At 69.2% G+C, this 18,160-nt stretch carries 18 protein-coding genes and 1 tRNA gene; 12 read left to right on the top strand and 7 right to left on the bottom strand.

The genetic code is table 11. The annotated features are described in order from the left end of the window. Positions 1–6: 6 nt before the first annotated feature. The 3 genes from JMV16_RS04260 to JMV16_RS04250 all read right to left on the bottom strand — a co-directional run bounded on the left by JMV16_RS04260 (position 7) and on the right by JMV16_RS04250 (position 2,485). On the bottom strand, positions 7–483 hold the full coding sequence (locus tag JMV16_RS04260) for a cyclic nucleotide-binding domain-containing protein (protein ID WP_201492937.1): 477 nt from the start codon (positions 481–483) through the stop codon (positions 7–9). Positions 484–566: 83 nt separating this feature from the next. Then, positions 567–2,252, bottom strand: coding sequence for an NAD(P)/FAD-dependent oxidoreductase (locus JMV16_RS04255; RefSeq protein WP_201492936.1), 1,686 nt, complete (start codon positions 2,250–2,252; stop codon positions 567–569). 65 nt (positions 2,253–2,317) lie between these two features. Beyond that, positions 2,318–2,485: a hypothetical protein gene (locus JMV16_RS04250; RefSeq protein ID WP_201492935.1), complete on the bottom strand. Its 168-nt coding sequence runs from the start codon at positions 2,483–2,485 to the stop codon at positions 2,318–2,320. Positions 2,486–2,603: 118 nt separating this feature from the next. Here JMV16_RS04250 and lpxC point away from each other — a divergent pair, with 118 nt between their 5' ends. Next, on the top strand, positions 2,604–3,539 hold the full coding sequence (gene lpxC / locus JMV16_RS04245; RefSeq protein WP_201492934.1) for a UDP-3-O-acyl-N-acetylglucosamine deacetylase: 936 nt from the start codon (positions 2,604–2,606) through the stop codon (positions 3,537–3,539). 28 nt (positions 3,540–3,567) lie between these two features. Then, a complete protein-coding gene (locus tag JMV16_RS04240; protein WP_201492933.1) occupies positions 3,568–3,753 on the top strand; it encodes a hypothetical protein in 186 nt (61 codons plus the stop codon). Positions 3,754–3,767: 14 nt separating this feature from the next. On the opposite strand, the gene JMV16_RS04235 is transcribed toward JMV16_RS04240, so the two are convergent. Beyond that, the gene (locus JMV16_RS04235) at positions 3,768–4,928 is read right to left on the bottom strand and encodes a S1C family serine protease (protein WP_201492932.1); all 1,161 of its coding nucleotides are present in this window, start codon (positions 4,926–4,928) and stop codon (positions 3,768–3,770) included. Positions 4,929–4,982: 54 nt separating this feature from the next. On the opposite strand from JMV16_RS04235, the gene JMV16_RS04230 reads away from it, so the two are divergent. After that, positions 4,983–5,726 carry a Nif3-like dinuclear metal center hexameric protein gene (locus tag JMV16_RS04230; RefSeq protein ID WP_201492931.1) on the top strand — a complete coding sequence of 248 codons (744 nt, stop codon included), beginning with the start codon at positions 4,983–4,985 and terminating at the stop codon, positions 5,724–5,726. Next, on the top strand, positions 5,723–6,715 hold the full coding sequence (gene pdxA / locus JMV16_RS04225; RefSeq protein WP_236580352.1) for a 4-hydroxythreonine-4-phosphate dehydrogenase PdxA: 993 nt from the start codon (positions 5,723–5,725) through the stop codon (positions 6,713–6,715). Before JMV16_RS04230 ends, pdxA begins: the two co-directional genes overlap by 4 nt. On the opposite strand, the gene JMV16_RS04220 is transcribed toward pdxA, so the two are convergent. Both JMV16_RS04220 and mscL read right to left on the bottom strand, forming a co-directional pair. Beyond that, a complete protein-coding gene (locus tag JMV16_RS04220) occupies positions 6,700–9,186 on the bottom strand; it encodes a DUF1631 family protein (RefSeq protein WP_201492930.1) in 2,487 nt (828 codons plus the stop codon). The two genes, pdxA and JMV16_RS04220, sit on opposite strands and share 16 nt — an antisense overlap. A 98-nt stretch (positions 9,187–9,284) precedes the next feature. Then, on the bottom strand, positions 9,285–9,704 hold the full coding sequence (gene mscL, locus JMV16_RS04215) for a large conductance mechanosensitive channel protein MscL (protein WP_201492929.1): 420 nt from the start codon (positions 9,702–9,704) through the stop codon (positions 9,285–9,287). Positions 9,705–9,951: 247 nt separating this feature from the next. On the opposite strand from mscL, the gene petA reads away from it, so the two are divergent. From petA to JMV16_RS04185, 6 genes are all read left to right on the top strand, one after another. Beyond that, positions 9,952–10,563: a ubiquinol-cytochrome c reductase iron-sulfur subunit gene (petA, locus tag JMV16_RS04210; protein ID WP_201492928.1), complete on the top strand. Its 612-nt coding sequence runs from the start codon at positions 9,952–9,954 to the stop codon at positions 10,561–10,563. A 44-nt stretch (positions 10,564–10,607) separates the two neighbouring features. After that, a complete protein-coding gene (locus JMV16_RS04205) occupies positions 10,608–12,014 on the top strand; it encodes a cytochrome b (protein WP_201492927.1) in 1,407 nt (468 codons plus the stop codon). A gap of 22 nt (positions 12,015–12,036) precedes the next feature. After that, complete coding sequence (locus tag JMV16_RS04200) at positions 12,037–12,825, top strand: cytochrome c1 (protein WP_201492926.1); 789 nt, start codon at positions 12,037–12,039, stop codon at positions 12,823–12,825. Positions 12,826–12,961: 136 nt separating this feature from the next. After that, on the top strand, positions 12,962–13,573 hold the full coding sequence (locus tag JMV16_RS04195) for a glutathione S-transferase N-terminal domain-containing protein (RefSeq protein ID WP_054140528.1): 612 nt from the start codon (positions 12,962–12,964) through the stop codon (positions 13,571–13,573). Between the two features lie 12 nt (positions 13,574–13,585). Beyond that, entirely contained in the window at positions 13,586–14,089 is a 504-nt protein-coding gene (locus JMV16_RS04190; RefSeq protein WP_201492925.1) for a ClpXP protease specificity-enhancing factor, read from the top strand. Positions 14,090–14,117: 28 nt separating this feature from the next. Further along, positions 14,118–14,193, top strand: a tRNA-Thr gene (locus JMV16_RS04185). Between the two features lie 24 nt (positions 14,194–14,217). Here JMV16_RS04185 and JMV16_RS04180 read toward each other — a convergent pair. Beyond that, positions 14,218–14,541, bottom strand: a complete 324-nt coding sequence (locus JMV16_RS04180) for a hypothetical protein (protein ID WP_201492924.1) — start codon at positions 14,539–14,541, stop codon at positions 14,218–14,220. A gap of 322 nt (positions 14,542–14,863) precedes the next feature. On the opposite strand from JMV16_RS04180, the gene secA reads away from it, so the two are divergent. Both secA and JMV16_RS24510 read left to right on the top strand, forming a co-directional pair. Next, on the top strand, positions 14,864–17,611 hold the full coding sequence (gene secA / locus JMV16_RS04175; RefSeq protein WP_201492923.1) for a preprotein translocase subunit SecA: 2,748 nt from the start codon (positions 14,864–14,866) through the stop codon (positions 17,609–17,611). A 12-nt stretch (positions 17,612–17,623) separates the two neighbouring features. Then, entirely contained in the window at positions 17,624–18,064 is a 441-nt protein-coding gene (locus tag JMV16_RS24510; protein ID WP_201492922.1) for a hypothetical protein, read from the top strand. Positions 18,065–18,160 lie beyond the last annotated feature (96 nt).

Genomic DNA, 18,160 nt, shown 5'->3' with positions numbered 1-18,160 from the left:
CAGCCGCTACATAGCCTCGCGCGCCGCCAGCTGCATGCTCAGCGCGAACAGTGCCTCGTCGGTGGTGCGCAGGCGGCGGCAGACCTCGCGGCCGATGTTCATCTGCAGCAGCGCGAACTGCTCCAGATCGTGCTCGTACAGGCGCAGCAGGTCGTCGGTGGAGAACTCGATGAAGACCGAATGGCTGTCGGCACGCACGGTGGCGCTGCGCGGCTGCAGGTCCATCAGCGCCATCTCGCCGACGCAGTCGCCGGCCTGCAACTGGCGCAGCAGCTGTTCGCGACCCTGCCATTGCTTGATCACCGCGGCCTGGCCGTGTTCCAGCACAAACATCGACTGCGCCGGTGTGCCCTCGCGGAACAGGCAGCCGCCGCGGGCCAGCTCGACCCGGCGGGCTCGTTCCAGCAACACGCGCAGGCTGTCCTCGCCCAGCGCGCCGAAGATGGGCACGCGCTGCAGCCAGTCGGTCGAGGTCGGCAGCATTGCAGGAGGCTTTCCGGCGTCCCCATCAGGGGCCGCCCGAGGCGCCAGTGTACGCAGCGGGGCCCCCGTTCGGGGCGCCTCTGTCAGTTCGACAGCAAGGCTTGCCCCAGCGCCTCGGCGGTCTCGATGCCGTCGACGCCGGCCGACATGATGCCGCCGGCATAGCCTGCACCCTCGCCGGCGGGGTAGAGGCCGGCGGTGTTGAGGCTTTGGCGGTCACGTCCGCGCGTGATGCGCAGCGGCGACGAGGTGCGCGTCTCGACGCCAGTGAGCACCGCGTCGGCCATCGCGAAGCCGCGGATCTGGCGCTCGAAGGCGGGCAGCGCCTCGCGGATGGCGTCGGTCACGTAGGCCGGCAGGCTGCCCTGGCGCGGATCGGCCAGGTCTGTGAAATGCACGCCGGGCTTGTAGGAGGGCTCGACCGTGCCCGCTGTGCTGGAGCGCTGGCGGCGCAGGAAATCGCCGACCAGCTGGCCCGGCGCCCGATAGCCGCCGCCCCCGAGCTCGAAGGCGCGGCTTTCCCACTGGCGCTGGAAGGCCACGCCGTCCAGCGGGTCAACCGGCCCGCTGCCGGGTTGCAGGCGGTAGTCGTCGGGCGAGATGCCGACGACGATGCCGGCATTGGCATTGCGCTCGTTGCGCGAGTACTGGCTCATGCCATTGGTGACCACGCGGCCGGGCTCGGAGGTGGCGGCCACCACCGTGCCGCCCGGGCACATGCAGAAGCTGTAGACCGAGCGCCCGTTGCCGGCGTGGTGAACCAGCTTGTAGTCGGCGGCGCCCAGGATAGGGTTGCCGGCGTTGGGGCCGAAGCGGGCGCGGTCGATCACGCCCTGCGGGTGCTCGATGCGAAAACCCACCGAGAAGGGCTTGGCCTCCAGCACCACGCCGCGCTGCTGCAGCATGGCGAAGGTGTCGCGTGCGCTGTGGCCCAGGGCCAGCACCAGGTGGTCGGCGCGAATCTCCTCGCCACCGGCCAGCACCAGGCCACGCAGTGCGCGCGTGCGGCCGGCGGCGTCGGGCTGGGGCAGATCCTCGATCAGCAGGTCGACCGCCTGCTGCTGGAAGCGGATCTCGCCGCCCAGCGCGGTGATGTTGGCGCGCATCTTCTCGATCATGCCGACGAGGCGGAAAGTGCCGATGTGGGGCTTGGCGACGAACAGGATCTCTTCCGGCGCGCCGGCCTTGACGAACTCGGTGAGCACCTTGCGCGTGAGGTGGCGCGGGTCGCTGATCTGGCTCCACAGCTTGCCGTCGCTGAAAGTACCGGCGCCGCCCTCGCCGAACTGCACGTTGGAGCCCGGGTCGAGCACGCCGCGACGCCACAGGCCCCAGGTGTCCTGCGTGCGTTCGCGCACCGGCTTGCCGCGCTCCAGCACCAGCGGACGCAGGCCCATCTGGGCCAGGATCAGCGCTGCGAACAGGCCGCAGGGGCCGAAGCCCACCACCACAGGGCGCGGCCGGCCGCTGGCATGGAAATCGGCCGGCGCATGGCCGACGAAGCGGTAGCGGGTGTCGGGCGCCGGGCGCAGATGGGCGTCGCCGGCATGGCGGGCCAGCAGCGCCGCTTCATCCACGCCGTCGGCGAGTTCGCAATCGACGGTGTAGACCAGCTCGATGGCCGACTTGCGCCGCGCATCCCAGGCGCGCCTGAAGACGCTGAAGGCGCGCAGCTGCGCGTCACCCACGGCAAGGCGCCGCAGCACTGCCTCACGCAACGCCGGCTCGGCGTGGTGCAGCGGCAGCCGTAGTTCGGTGATTCTCAGCATCGCCTGGGACAGGCTCGCGGGGGCCGCGCGGCCACTCCCCCGGGCCGCGGTAGGCCGCGGACCGGTCAGCCGCCCTTCTTGGGGCGCTTGCCGGGGTTCTTCTTGCTGCGCGTGTGCGAGCCGCGCTCGAGGCTGATGCGCTGGCCGCGGCGGGTGGTGACGGTCACGCCATTGGGCGCGGGCGGGCGCGGCGTGGCGCGGGCGTCGGCTTCGGTTCTGATCTTCTGGGCCATGATGAGGCACTCCATGCAAATTCGGGCGAACCCCGGATTAGGCCACAAGCCGGCAAGCCTGGTCCCGCTGGACGGTGGCGCAGGGCCCGCGGACGGCGCTTGAAGGACAATCGTGGGCATGATTGCCCAACGCACCCTCAAGTCCATCACGCGCGCCGTTGGCGTCGGCGTACACAGCGGGCAGATGGTCGAACTGACGCTGCGCCCGGCACCTGCGGACGCTGGCATCACCTTCCACCGCACCGATCTGGCGGTGCCCGTGGACATCCCGGTGACGCCCTTCGCGGTGAGCGACACCCGCATGGCCAGCACCATCAGCGCCGGCGGCGACCCCGGTGCGCCCAAGGTGCAGACCATCGAGCACCTGATGTCGGCCTGCGCCGGCCTGGGCCTGGACAACCTGCACGTCGACATCACCGCCGAAGAGGTGCCCATCCTCGACGGCAGCGCGGCCAGCTTCGTCTTCCTGCTGCAAAGCGCCGGCATCGAACTGCAGAAGGCGCCCAAGCGCTTTCTGCGCGTGTTGAAGCCGGTGGAGATTCGCGAAGGGGAGGGCGCGGCGCTGAAGTGGGCGCGGCTCGACCCCTTCCACGGCTACAAGCTGGCCTTCGAGATCGAGTTCAACCACCCGGCCGTGGACGCCACCGGGCGCTCGGTAGCCTTCGATTTCTCCAGCGGCCAGTACAAGCGCGACATCGCCCGTGCCCGCACCTTCGGCTTCACCAAGGACGTGGAGATGATGCGCGCCCGCGGCCTGGGCCTGGGCGGCAACATGGACAACGTCATCGTCGTCGACGACTACCGCGTGCTCAACAGCGACGGGCTGCGCTACGACGACGAGTTCGTCAAGCACAAGATCCTCGACGCCATCGGCGACCTGCATATCGCCGGCAAGCCACTGCTGGCCAGCTATACCGCCTACAAGAGCGGCCACGCGCTCAACAACAAGCTGCTGCGCAAGCTGCTGGCCGATGCCTCGGCCTATGAGGTGGTGAGCTTCGAGCGCGAAGACCAGGCGCCGCGCGGCTTTGCCGAACTGGCGCCGGCCTGGTAGGGCAGCGAGCCAGAGGGAGCAGCGCGCGATGATGATCTTCCGCCTCGTCTTCGGCCTGCTGCTGGTGAGCGGGCTGCTGTGCTTTGCGATGTACATCGGCACCGGCCAGGTGCTGTGGCGCCGGCGCGGGGTGGTTGTCGTCAAATGGACGCTGCTGGCGGCCTTCGGCTTCTTTGCCGTTCTGATCCTCGAACGCCTGGTGCTGATGCTCTGACGCTGATTTTTGATTCAGCGGCCTGCGGCCTGGGCCGCCGGCCGCTCGGCCACCAGCAACTCCAGCTCGACCGGCTGACCACCGCGCTGCACCGATACCACGGCCTTGCTGCCCGGCGTCAGCGTGGCGACGGCGGCGAAGAGGTCACTGCTCTTGGCGATGGCGTGGCCACCCACCTTCTGCACCACGTCGCCCGGGCGCAGGCCGCCGCGCGCAGCCGGGCCGTCCTGCAGCACGCCGGTGATCAGCACGCCTTCCTTGACGGGCAGGTTGAGGCTCTCGATGAGGTCGGGCGTCAGGTCGCGCGGCTCCACGCCCAGCCAGCCGCGCTTGACGCTGCCGTCGCGCACCAGCGCCTCCATCACCTGCCGCGCGGTGTCGGCAGGCACGGCAAAGCCTATGCCCAGGCTGCCGCCGCTGCTGGAGAAGATGGCGGTATTGATGCCCACCAGTGCGCCGCGCACGTCGACCAGGGCGCCGCCCGAGTTGCCGGGGTTGATGGCGGCATCGGTCTGGATGAAGTTCTGGAAGCGCGACTGCCCGGCGCTGCTGCGGTCCAGCGCGCTGACGATGCCGGCGGTGACGGTCTGGCCGACGTTGAAGGGGTTGCCGATGGCCAGCACCGCATCGCCCACATGCAGCGCGCGCACGTCGCCCAGCGCGATCACCGGCAGCGTTGCCAGCTCGATCTTCAGCACCGCGATGTCGGTCTCGACATCGCTGCCGACGACGCGGGCGCGCGTCTGGCGGCCGTCGGCCAGCTGCACCTCGATCTCAGTGGCGTCCTCGATGACGTGGTGGTTGGTGAGCAGGTAGCCCTCGGGCGAGACGATGACCCCCGAGCCGAGGCCGATCTGCTGCGTGGGCGGCGCGTCCCCGAAGAAGAAGCGAAAGCGCGGGTCGTCGCCATGCGGGTTGCGTCGCGCCACGCGCATCGCGCTGATGCTCACCACCGCCGGCGCCGCGCGCTGCGCCGCCAGGGCGTAGCCGCTGCCACCGCCGGCGCTGGCCGCCAGGGCCGGCGCCTGCAGCAGCGTGGGCGTCGGCAGCAGGCGGCCACTGACGCCGGCCGAGCCGCCCGGCAGCCACTCGGGCTTGAGGGTGGAGACCACGAAGAGGCCCGCCACCGCCACCGTCACGGCCTGCGAGAAGACCAGCCAGGTTCTACGCCACATCGAATGCAGGCCCGCGAGGGCAGGGGGAGCCCAGGGCTTGGGCAGAATCGGCCCATGGCCGACCGAAAAGACATTGCCTCCTGCCTCGACCAACTGCTGCGGCCGGAGGGCTTCAAGGATTATGGGCCGAATGGTCTGCAGGTCGAGGGCGCTCGCGAGGTGCGTCGCATCGCCTCGGGCGTGACCGCGAGCCTGGCCTTCATCGACGCCGCGCTGGCCGCCGGCGCCGACACGCTGATCGTCCACCACGGCCTTTTTTGGCGCGGCCAGGACGGGCGCCTCACCGGCTGGCTGGCCGAGCGCGTGCGCCGGCTGATGGCGGCGAACGCCAATCTCTTCGCCTACCACCTGCCGCTGGATGCCCACGCCGAACTGGGCAACAACGCCCAGCTGGGCCTGCGCCTGGGCCTGATGGCCGACGCGCGCTTCGGCGATCAGGATCTGGGCTTCATCGGGCCGGCCACCGCGCCGCTGGACGCGCTGGCGGCGCGCGTGCAGCAGCAACTGGGCCGCGCGCCGCTGCTGCTGCCGGGCGACGGCCGCGCGCTGCGCCGCGTCGCCTGGTGCACAGGCGGCGCCCAGGGCTATTTCGAGGCCGCCATCGCGGCTGGCGCGGACGCCTTTCTCACCGGCGAGGTGTCGGAGCCGCAACAGCACCTGGCGCGCGAGACCGGCGTCGCCTTCCTCGCCTGCGGCCACCACGCCACCGAGCGTTTCGGTGCGCCCGCCGTGGCGGCCCAGGTGGCGGGGCGGTTCGGGCTCGAGCACGCCTTCATCGACCTGGACAACCCCGCATGAAGCCCATCGTCGTGACCATGGGCGACGCCGCCGGCATCGGCCCCGAAATCATCGTCGGCGCCTTCCACCGGGGTGCGTTGGGCGATGCGGTTGTGATCGGCGACGCCGGTGTGCTGCGCCGCGCCGGCGCACCCATGCTGGCGCTGATCGAGGCACCGGCCGATCTGGCCGCGGTGCCGCCCGGCTGCCTGCCGCTGCTGCAGCCGCCCGGCCTGCCGGACGGTCTGGACAAACTGCCGCGGGGCCGCATCGACGCCCGCAACGGCGCAGCGGCAGCGCGTTGCATCGAACACGCCGTGGCCCTGGTGCAGCGTGGCGAGGCCGCGGCCATCGTCACTGCGCCGCTGCACAAGGAGGCCCTGGCCGCTGCCGGCGTGGACTATCCCGGCCATACCGAGATGCTGCAGGCCTTGTGTACCGAAGTGGGCGCGCCGCCGCCGGTGCGCATGATGCTGGCCAACGACGAGCTGCGCGTGGTGCTGGTGACCATCCACCAGTCGCTGCGGCGGGCCATCGAGGGCGTCACCTTCGACGCCGTGCTCGAAACCCTGCGCATCGCCCACCGCGCCGCGCTCGCCTGGGGTGAGGGCTCGCCGCGCATCGCCGTGGCCGGGCTCAACCCGCACGCCGGCGAGGGCGGCCTCTTCGGCGACGAAGAGCTGACCATCATCGGCCCCGCGGTGCAGGCCGCGCGTGCCGAGGGCATCAACGCCAGTGGCCCTTTTGCCCCTGACACGGTGTTCATGAACGCGCGCCGCGGCGCCTTCGACCTCGTCGTCGCGATGACCCACGACCATGGCCTGATCCCGGTGAAGTATCTCGGCGTCGAGCAGGGCGTCAACGTGACGCTGGGCCTGCCCGTGGTGCGCACCAGCCCCGACCACGGCACGGCCTTCGACATCGCCGGCCAGGGGGTGGCCGACCCCGGCAGCTTGGTGGCGGCGCTGGCCTGGGCGCGGCGGCTGGCAGGGCGTCAGCCGGCGGCCTGAGCCTGCCCCAGCGCGGCCAGCTGGCGCCGGGCGCGGGCGGTGGCGCGCTCGAGCAGCGCGGCCTGCTCGAAGGCGCGCATGCGGCCGGTATCGCACAGGCGGATCAGCATGCGCTGCGTCAGCGACACTGTCTTGCGATGACGTCCGCCGTAGGTGAACATGAAGAAGGCCCGCCCCGGGCTGATGTGGGCCAGGCGCACCTTGTGCCATTCGTTGTTGAGGTGCATCTCATAGGCGAAGCCGACCTCGACGTTCTCGGCCAGCCCGTGGCCCTGCGTGGCCTCGGGCGCCTCGGTGGGTGCGGGCAGGCCGGGGGCGACGGGCAGGGCGGCGATGCGCGGGCCGGCCTCGGCCTGTTCGGCACCATCGGCCGCATCGCCGAGCGGGATGTCGACCTGGCCGTTCCAGTCGACCGCAGCCTCGTCAACCAGGCCTATGCGCCTGGCCTCCTCGGGCGTGAAGCGGGCCTGGGCTGCCTCGTCGGCGGCCAGCGGCGTGGCCGGGATCGCGCGCAGTTCCTCGCGTGAAGGCAGGGGCTTCTCGAACGCGCCTTCGACCCTGCGCGCCATCAGGTTGATGTCGAGCTGGCGTGCGCCGGCGCGCTTGAGGGCGTCGGCATGGGCCGGCATCAGGCGGCCGAAGAACTCGCGCCGCTGGGCCTCGGGCCAGGCGATGAGATTCATGCCTTCCGTCAGGTCCTGCATCAGCCGCGGCAGCTCGGCCAGGAAGGCCTTGCGGTGGGCTGGCGTGGGCTTGGCCTGCACGCTCAGGAACAACTCGCGGCCGACGCGGCGCAGGCGCTGCGCCAGCGGGCCGTCGGCGCCGCCCTGGGAGTTGGCCTGCATCAGCACCTGGCTCCAGACGCCGCTGACGAAATCGCGCAGGAAGTCGGGGATCTCGACGTCCTTCAGATCGCCGGCCAGGCGCTGCGCATAAAGCTGGCGCAGGCGAATCTCGTCTTCCTTCTCCGACAGCACGGTGGCGGCGTCTTCGCCGCCGCTGTCATTGCCGCCCTGCAGCGCCTGCTCGTTGACGAACTGCTCGAGCGCGAGCAGCTTCTGCTCATAGATCTCGATGCGGTCGAAATCACCCTCGACCACCTGCTGCACCAGCTCGCGCACCTTGGCCAGCAGCTGCCGGGCCGCCTCGTCGCTGAAGTCCTCGAAGCCGGCGCCGAGCGAGGCGATGCGGTTGATGAAGCGCCGCACCGGGTGCTTGCGCGTCGAGAAGAAGCTGGAGTCGCCCAGGGCCGCGCGCAGCACCGGCAATTGCAGCCGCGCGATCTGGCGCGCCATCTGCGGCGGCACCTTGGGATCGGCCAGGATCTGGTCGAAAAGGAAGCCGATGACGTCGATCACCATGTGGTCGACGCCGCCCCGCGAGGCCTGGCGCAACTCTTCGCGGTGAGCGCGTATCAGGTTGGGCAGCGGCGCACCCCCGCCGCCGTAGTAGTCGTCTTCCTCGACCCAGCCCTGGCCGCCGCCGGCCATGGCGCCCGCCTCGGCGGCGCGGCCGCCCTGCGTGCCGCTCCCGCCACTGCTTCCGCTGCCACCGTAGGCTGGCCCGACGTGGGCCAGGCGGCGGATGACCGACATCAGCGCCGGATCGACCTGGCCCAGCTGCGTGCCGCCACGCCCGCCACCGTAGACGGTGGCCGGCACGAACCCGCTGGTTTGGCGCCCTCCCATCCGGCTGTCCGCGGGCAGCGCGCCGTAGCGGCTGGCGCTGCTGCGTTCGGGGTCGAAGCCATCCTCGCGCCCGGTGTCACGCGCGTACTCGCGCGAAGGGCGGTTGCGTACGGCCAGGCCAGCCGGCTGCACGCCGGCGTTGCGCCAGTCGGCCACGATGCTGGCGTACACCGCCGGCAGCAGCGCACCCAGCGAGCGGCTCATCTCGGAGGACAGCACCTTGTGGACATCGGGCCGGTCGGATACCGACTCGATGCCGCGCAGCATGGCGTGGCCCACGATGTCGGGGCGCACCGGGTTGCGCTCGCTCTCGCCGCCGGCGTCGACCAGCAGCGCGCCGACGTAGGCGTCGAGCTCGCGCAGCTCCCACTCGCAGGCGTAGGCGATCTCCATGCCGAAGCGCTCGGCCGAGATCTGCGCCTCGACCTCGCGGTCGTCCACCAGGCTCAGGCTGTCCCAGTTGGTATGGCGCGGCGCGGGCGCGGAGGCATAGGGCGGGGCCTTGCCGCCGGTGGTGGTGGCCGTGGCGGCGCGCGGGCCAACCTCTCGCAGCACGCGCTCGTCGAAGGCATCGTTGAAGGTCAGCACGAACACCGCCGACTTGCGGTTGAGTTCGAACTGCGCACCGAGCAGGCCATCCCGCAAATAGACGCTGCCGGCGGCCAGCGCCGCCAGGCCCAGGCTTTCTATGGTTCTCTCGGCCGCCTCGCGCGCCGCCAGCTTGATGCGCTGCACGGCGGCCTCCAGCGGTGGGGGAAGGCGGTGGACGGGATTCGGCTTCATCGATGCGCGGAGGCCGCGGGTCTGCGGCCTTCTAGTATGCGGCAAGCCCGTGCGGCGCCCTTGCCGCCTGTGCCGAGGGCGCAGGCGGCAGCGATTGCCTACTTGCGCAGCGAGTCGCGGATCTCGCGCAGCAGCAGCACGTCCTCTGTCGTCGGGGCCGGCGGGGCGGGCGGCGGCGGCGGGGCCTCGCGCTTCATGCGATTCATCTGCTTGACCATCATGAAGATGATGAAGGCCAGGATGATGAAGTTGAGCGCCACCGTGAAGAAGCTGCCGTAAGCGAACACCGCGCCGGCCTTCTTGGCCTCGACCAGCGTGGTGGCGGTCTGGCCGGCCAGCGGGATGAAGTAGTTGCTGAAGTCGAGCCCGCCGACGACGCGGCCCACCAGCGGCATGATGAGGTCGCCGACCACCGAGTCGACGATCTTGCCGAAGGCGCCGCCGATGATCACGCCGACCGCGAGGTCCATCACATTGCCCTTGAGGGCGAACTCGCGGAATTCCGAAGTGAAACTCATGCTGACTGCTCCTGTGCCTGTGGGCCCGCTAGGGGCCAGGGTGGGGTTGGGGCAGCGCGGCTGCCGACGGCCGGCACGGTAGTCGCGCCGCGCGGCAGCGTCAATAGAAGCGAGGCCGGTTTGGCGCGCGGCGAGCGGCCCGCAGGCCGACGCCGGGGCGCGGCGGCCGGCCTGCAAGCCGGCCGCAAGGGCGGCTCGCATAGAATCGCTGGTTGACCCGAATCACCCACGTACCCAGAGGTTCTGCATGAGCGACGCCGCCCTTGAACAAGGCTTCGACCAGGAACGACGCACCTGGATCGCCATCACCTGCGGCGCCGGTGCCGTTGGTGGCGCGGCGGTCGCGGTGCCCTTCGTGAGCACTTTCGCCCCGTCCGAGCGCGCACGCGCCGCCGGTGCCCCGGTCCAGGTGGACATCGGCGGCATCCAGCCCGGTGAGAAGCTGACCGTCGAATGGCGCGGCAAGCCGGTGTGGATCATCCGTCGCACCAAGGCCCAGCTCGATGCCCTGCCCAAGATCGACCCCCAGCTGGCCGATCCGCAATCCCAGCGCAAGCCTGACGAGCTGACGCCCGCCTACGCGCGCAATATCCACCGCTCGATCAAGCCCGAGTTCTTCGTCGGCGTGGGCATCTGCTCGCACCTGGGCTGCTCGCCGAGCGACAAGTTCACCCCTGGCGCCCAGCCCTCGCTGCCCGACGACTGGGCCGGCGGCTTCCTCTGCCCCTGCCACGGCTCGACCTTCGACATGGCCGGCCGCGTCTTCAAGAACAAGCCCGCACCCGACAACCTCGAGGTGCCGCCGCACATGTTCCTGTCGGACACGTCGCTGCTGATCGGCGAAGACAAGAAGGCCTGAGCGCCCCGCGCGCCTGACACAACCCAATCGGACCCGAGGTCAAGATGGCTGAATTCAAGGAAGCGCCGGCCGGCGCACCGGCACTCACGCAGGCCACGGTGTGGCTGCAGAACCGGTTCCCGACCGCGTTCGAGGCCTACCGTTTCCACATGTCGGAGTACTACGCTCCGAAGAACTTCAACTGGTGGTATTTCTTCGGCAGCCTGTCGCTGCTTGTGCTGGTGATCCAGATCGTCACCGGCATCTTCCTGGTGATGCACTACAAGCCCGACGCCGCCAAGGCCTTCGAGTCGGTCGAGTACATCATGCGCGACGTGCCCTGGGGCTGGCTGGTGCGCTACATGCACAGCACCGGCGCCAGCGCCTTCTTCATCTGCGTCTACCTGCACATGTGGCGCGGCCTTATCTACGGCAGCTACCGCAAGCCGCGCGAGCTGGTCTGGATCTTCGGCTGCGCCATCTTCCTGTGCCTGATGGCCGAGGCCTTCATGGGCTATCTGCTGCCCTGGGGCCAGATGTCCTACTGGGGTGCCCAGGTCATCATCAACCTGTTCGCCGCCATCCCCTTCGTCGGTCCCGACCTGTCGCTGCTGATCCGCGGTGACTACGTCGTCGGCGACGCCACGCTGAACCGCTTCTTCAGCTTCCACGTCATCGCCGTGCCGCTGGTGCTGCTGGGCCTGGTCGTGGCCCACCTGCTGGCGCTGCACGATGTCGGCTCCAACAACCCCGACGGCGTCGAGATCAAGGACAAGAAGGATCCGAAGACCGGTATCCCGCTCGACGGCATTCCCTTCCATCCGTACTACACGGTGCATGACCTGATCGGCGTGAGCGTCTTCCTGATGCTGTTCACGGCCGTCGTCTTCTTCGCGCCCGAGTTCGGTGGCTACTTCCTCGAATACAACAACTTCATCCCGGCCGACCCGCTCAAGACGCCGGCCCACATCGCCCCGGTGTGGTACTTCACGCCCTTCTATTCGATGCTGCGCGCCGTCACCGACGACTTCGTCAACGTGCTTGCCGGCCTCGTCGGCGTGGCCGGTGTGCTGGCCTTCCTGATGGGTGGCCTCAAGGGCATCTGGAAGTTCGTGCCGCTGGTTGCCGCGGTGGTGATCGCGGTGCTGCTCAAGACCTTCGATGCCAAGTTCTGGGGCGTGGTGGTGATGGGCGTGGCGGTGCTGATCCTCTTCGGCCTGCCCTGGTTCGACCGCAGCCCGGTCAAGTCCATCCGCTACCGCCCGAATTGGAACAAGACGCTCTACGCCGTCTTCATCGTCGTCTTCGTGGTGCTGGGCTATCTCGGCATCCAGCCGCCCACCTTCGTCGGCACGCTGCTGGCCCAGGCCGGCACGCTGTTCTACTTCGGCTTCTTCCTGCTCATGCCCTGGTGGAGCCGCATCGGCGAGTTCAAGCCCGTGCCCGAGCGCGTGGTTTTCACCGCCCACTGAGCGCACAGCGGAGCCCATTGCAATGACCAAGACGATTCGTTCGCTGCTCGCCTCCCTGCTGGCGCTGGCTGCCTTCACCGCCACCGCGCCGGCCCTCGCCAACACCGCCGGCCCGGCCTGGGACAAGTTCCCGACCCAGCGCATGTCCGACCTGGCGGCGCTGCAGAACGGCGCCAAGCTGTTCGCCAACTACTGCCTGAATTGCCACGCGGCGGCCTTCATGCGCTTCAACCGCCTGCGCGACATCGGCCTCACCGAACAGCAGATCAAGGACAACCTCATCTTCACCGGCGTCAAGGTCGGCGAGACGATGAAGACCGCGCTCGAAGCCAAGGATGCCAAGGAATGGTTCGGCGCCTTGCCGCCTGACCTGACCCTGATCACGCGCTCGCGCGCCGACGGCGCCAAGGGCAGCGGCGCCGACTACGTCTACACCTACCTGCGCAGCTACTACCGCGACGACACCAAGGCCACCGGCTGGAACAACCTGGTCTTCCCCAGCGTCGGCATGCCGCATGCGCTGTGGCAGCTGCAGGGCCAGCAACGCGCCGTCTTCGCCGAAGAGAAGGATCCGCACGATCCGGCCAAGAAGACGCATGTCTTCAAGGGCTTCGAGCCCATCACCACCGGCACCCTGTCGCAGGCCGAGTACAACAACGCGGTGGCCGACCTCGTCGCCTTCCTGCAATGGATGGGCGAGCCCAACCAGAGCGCGCGTGCCCGCCTGGGCGTGTGGGTGCTGATCTTCCTGGGCTTCTTCTCGGTGATTGCCTGGCGCTTGAATGCCTCCTTCTGGAAGGACATCAAGTAAACCGGGCACGGCCGGGCCGCGAGGCCGGGCCTGCAGCGCAGTGGGGGCTCGCCGCACCCACTGCGTTTTTCCTTTTCCGCAGCCGCTTGCTTGAGCGCTGCCGGTTCGTCGATGCGTTAATGAAAGGCCCCAAGCCATGATGGTGCTGTACTCCGGAACCACCTGCCCCTACTCGCACCGCTGCCGCTTCGTGCTGTTCGAGAAAGGCATGGACTTCGAGATCCGCGATGTCGACATCTTCGCCAAGCCCGAGGACATTGCGCTGATGAACCCGTACAACGAGGTGCCCATCCTGGTGGAGCGCGACCTCATCCTGTACGAGAGCCACATCATCAACGAGTACATCGACGAGCGCTTTCCGCATCCGCAGCTGATGCCCGGCGACCCGGTGGCGCGTGCGCGCGTGCGCCTGTTCCTGTTCAACTTCGAGAAGGAGCTGTTCAGCAACGTCAACCTGCTTGAGGGCCGCGGCGTCAAGGCCACCGAGAAGCAGCTTGAGAAGGCTCGTGAGCAGATCCGTGATCGCCTGACCCAGCTCGCCCCCATCTTCCTGAAGAACAAGTACATGCTGGGCGACGACTTCAGCATGCTCGACGTGGCCATCGCGCCGCTGCTGTGGCGCCTGGACTACTACGGCATCGACCTCAGCAAGAACGCGGTGCCGCTGCTCAAGTACGCAGAGCGCATCTTCTCGCGCCCGGCCTACATCGAGGCGCTGACGCCGTCCGAGAAGGTGATGCGCAAGTAAGCAAGGCCAGCGATGCCCCCCACGCCCGATACGCCGTCGACCCGCCCCTATCTGTTGCGGGCGCTGCACGCCTGGTGCACCGACAACGGGTTTACGCCCTATGTCGCCGTCCACGTCGATGGCAGCGTGCAGGTGCCGATGGAGTACGTCGACAACCATGAGATCGTGCTCAACATTGGCCACGAGGCGACCGCGGGGCTGAAGATCGGCAACGACTACCTCGAGTTCAGGGCGCGCTTCAGGGGCGTCTCGCGCGAAATCCAGGTGCCGATCGATCATGTGGTGGCCATCTACGCACGCGAGAACGGCCAGGGCATGGCCTTCCCCATGCCCACCGATGCCGCGCGTGCCGAAGGCGCCAACGAAGCCCCGGCCTCGCCGCGCGGCCTGCGCCTGGCCTCGACCGAGCCCGATGCGCCGCCTGCCCCGGGCGATGCCGCAACCACCCCCGGCGACGAGCCTCCTGACCCGGCCCCCGCGCCCGGCAACCGGCCCTCGCTCAAGCGGATCAAGTAAGGGCGCGCCTCCTACAATCGCCAGCCCGGCCGGCTTAGCTCAGTTGGTAGAGCACCCGCCTTGTAAGCGGAAGGTCGTCCGTTCGATTCGGACAGCCGGCACCAGTTTCGCCCCACCGCGGCCGGGCCTCAAGACCGCTGCGCCACCTTCACCTTGATGGCCGGGCCGCCCCGCCCCTGGGCCTGCAGTGCGGCCTCGAAGACGGGCGCCAGCTGGCGCAGCTTGGCTGCGGCGGCCGAATGGGCGGCCAGCAGCACCCAGGTCTGCTCGTCCAGCGGCCCGGCCTGCACCGCGGCGCGCAGGGCCGGGTCCATCAGCGGCGTGATGGCCGCGAGCCGCGCCTGCGATTCGCGCACGCGCGCCAGCAGGTCGCGCAGCGTGTGGTCTTCGCCCAGCGCTGCCCCCAGTGAGCGGCGGTGGCTGTCCGGGGACGGGCGTTGCGAGGAGGCCATGAGGCGGTCAGTGTAGTGAGCGCCGGGGCCCGGTCGCTGCCCGCGGTCGCGCCAGGCCCGGCAGCGGTGTCGCAAGTCACGGGGCTGTACCAGGGCCGGATGCTAAAATCAAGGGCTTCGCGCAGCGGCGCACCGCGTCTTCGGATGGCGGCAGCGGCGGTGTTCGACGGGTCCGGCAGCCCTTTGCAGCTTTTGCAGCCGCTTGCGACCGCTTGCAGAAGCAGCGCCAGACCCCAGATGCTCCAGACGCCGCCAGGTTCGCGCGGGCCCCAGGCCCGCCCGCTGCTTGTGCGCCACCTTCGACCCAACCAGCCCCCGCCGCATGTTCCCCAAGATCCTGACCCAGATTTTCGGCAGCCGGAACGAGCGCCTGCTCAAGCAATACCGGCGCGAAGTGGAAAAGGTCAACGCGCTCGAGCCGCAGTTCGAAAAGCTCAGCGACGAGCAGTTGCGCGGCAAGACCGAGGAGTTCCGTCAGCGCCTGGCCGGCGGCACCGCGCTCGACGCGCTGTTGGTCGAGGCCTTTGCCGTCGTGCGCGAGGCCGGCAAGCGTTCGTTGAAGATGCGCCATTTCGACGTGCAGCTGATCGGCGGCATGGCCCTGCACCAAGGCAAGATCGCCGAGATGCGCACCGGCGAGGGCAAGACGCTGATGGCCACGCTGCCGGTCTACCTGAATGCCTTGGCCGGCAAGGGCGTTCACCTCGTCACCGTCAACGACTACCTGGCGCGGCGCGACGCCGAGTGGATGGGCCGGCTCTACGGTTTCCTGGGCCTGACGGTGGGCGTCAACGTGCCCGGCATGGGGCGCGAGGAGAAGCAGGCCGCCTATGCAGCTGATGTCACCTACGGCACCAACAACGAGTTCGGCTTCGACTACCTGCGCGACAACATGGTGCTCGAGGTGCGCGACCGCGTCGCACGCGGCCTGGCCTATGCCATCGTCGACGAGGTCGACTCCATCCTCATCGACGAGGCGCGCACCCCGCTCATCATCAGCGGCCAGGCCGAAGACCACACCGACATGTATGTGCGCATCAATGCCATCGTGCCGGGCCTGAAGAAGCAGATCGGAGAAGAGGACATCCGCACCGGCGAGGGCGTGGTCGACGCCGGCGACTTCACCGTCGACGAGAAGACGCACCAGGTCTACCTCACCGAGCGAGGCCATGAGAACGCCGAGCGCCTGCTCACCGAGGCCGGCCTGCTGGCCGAGGGCGCCAGCCTCTACGAGCCGGGCAATATCGCGCTGATGCACCACGTCTACGCGGCGTTGCGGGCCAACCACCTCTACAACCGCGACCAGCACTATGTGGTGCAAGACGGCGAGGTGGTCATCGTCGACGAGTTCACGGGCCGCCTGATGACGGGCCGGCGCTGGAGTGACGGCCTGCACCAGGCAGTCGAGGCCAAGGAAGGCGTGCAGATCCAGAGCGAGAACCAGACCCTGGCCTCGGTCACCTTCCAGAACTTCTTCCGCATGTACGGCAAGCTCTCGGGCATGACCGGCACGGCCGACACCGAGGCCTACGAGTTCCAGGAGATCTACGGCCTCGAGACGGTGGTGATCCCGCCCAACAAGCCGACCATCCGCAAGGACGACAACGACCTCATCTACAAGACCGCCAAGGAAAAGTACGACGCGGTCATCGCCGACATCCGCGACTGCCACGAGCGCGGCCAGCCGGTGTTGGTGGGCACGACCAGCATCGAGAATTCCGAGCTGATCTCGGGCCTGCTCACCAAGGTCAAGCTGCCGCACCAGGTGCTCAATGCCAAGCAGCACGCCAAGGAGGCCGAGATCGTGGCCCAGGCCGGGCGGCCGGGCGTGATCACCATCGCCACCAACATGGCCGGCCGCGGCACCGACATCGTGCTCGGCGGCAATGTCGAGAAGCAGATCCAGTTCCTCGAGAACGATGCTGCGCTGAGCGACGACGAGCGCCGTGCTCGCGCCCAGCAGCTCAAGGACGAATGGCAGAGCCTGCACGAGAAGGTCAAGGCCGCCGGCGGCCTGCGCATCGTGGCCACCGAGCGCCACGAGAGCCGGCGCATCGACAACCAGCTGCGCGGCCGCTCGGGCCGCCAGGGCGACCCCGGTGCCAGCCGCTTCTACCTGAGCCTGGACGACCCACTGATGCGCATCTTCGCGGGCGACCGCGTGCGCGCCATCATGGACCGCCTGAAGATGCCCGAGGGCGAGGCCATCGAGGCCGGCATCGTCAACCGCAGCATCGAGAGCGCGCAGCGCAAGGTCGAGGCGCGCAACTTCGACATGCGCAAGCAGTTGCTCGAATACGACGACGTCAGCAACGACCAGCGCAAGGTCATCTACCAGCAGCGCAACGAGATCCTCGAGTCGGCCAGCCTCGACGAGCAGATCACCAACCTGCGCAAGAGTGCGATGACCGAGGTCGTTCGCACCTATGTGCCTGCCGGCACGCTGGAAGAGCAGTGGGATCTGGACGCGCTGGAACGCGTGCTGCGCGAGGAATGGCAGCTCGAGGTGGCGCTCAAGGCCAAGGTCGACAAGAGCGAGTCCATCACCGACGACGACATGGTCGACACCGTGGTGGCTGCGGCCGACGCGATGTTCAAGGGCAAGGTCGAGCTCGTCGGCAGCGAGCAGTTCACGCCCTTCATGCGCATGGTGCTGCTGCAAAGCATAGACAGCCACTGGCGCGAGCACCTGGCGGCGCTGGACTATCTGCGCCAGGGCATCCATCTGCGCGGCTATGCCCAGAAGAACCCGAAGCAGGAATACAAGCGCGAGGCCTTCGAGCTGTTCTCCCAGCTGCTCGACGTGGTCAAGCTCGAGGTCACGCGCATCCTGATGACGGTGCGCATCCAGACGCAAGACCAGGCGGCCGAGGCGGCCCAGGCGCTCGAGCAGCAGGCATCCCAGCTGAGCAACGTGACCTACACCGCGCCCACCGAGGACGGCGGCGTCAGCCAGGTGGCTGATACCGGGCTGTTGGGCGAGGCGCCCTTGCCCAAGGCCGGCCGCAACGACCCCTGCCCCTGCGGCAGCGGCAAGAAGTACAAGAACTGCCACGGCAAGCTGAGCTGAGCCTTTTGCGCCATGAACCGGCCCGCCTTGACGCTGCCGCTGCCACGCTTCGCCCAGGCCGTTGCCCTCACGGTGGCCATGGTGGCTGCGGCCAGCGGTTGCGCCGCCGTGCCTGCGATGGCTGAGGGTGGCGCACCCGCCCCGGCCGCGCCGGCAAGGTCCGATGAACTGCAGACCATCCTGGCCGCCGTGCGTGCCGACGCGGCAGCCACCTGGCAGCTGGCCGACGCGGGCGCGCTGAAGGCCGAGGCCGAGGCCGTGACCTGGCCCGACGGCTCGCTGGGCTGTCCCCAGCCGGGCCGCATGTACACCCAGGCCCTGGTGCCGGGCTGGCGCATCGTCGTGCGCGGCAGCGGGCGTGAACGCGTGTACCACGCCACCGCCCGCGGCCACTGGTTGCCCTGCCCGGCCGGCCGTGCCGTGCCGCCCCCATCGGGCGACGTCACGCGCTGAAGCGCCGCGCCGCCGCGCCTGCGGCGGTCAGCCTCAACAATAAAAAAGCCCCGCCGCTTGCGCGGCAGGGCCTTGCTGCAGCCGCGGGCGCGAGGC

This window comes from Rubrivivax sp. A210 (genome assembly GCF_904426505.1).
In the GTDB taxonomy this organism is placed as follows: Bacteria; Pseudomonadota; Gammaproteobacteria; order Burkholderiales; family Burkholderiaceae_C; genus Rubrivivax.
Note: the sequence above shows the minus strand (reverse complement) of the source record. Positions and strands in the feature narration are given on the sequence as shown.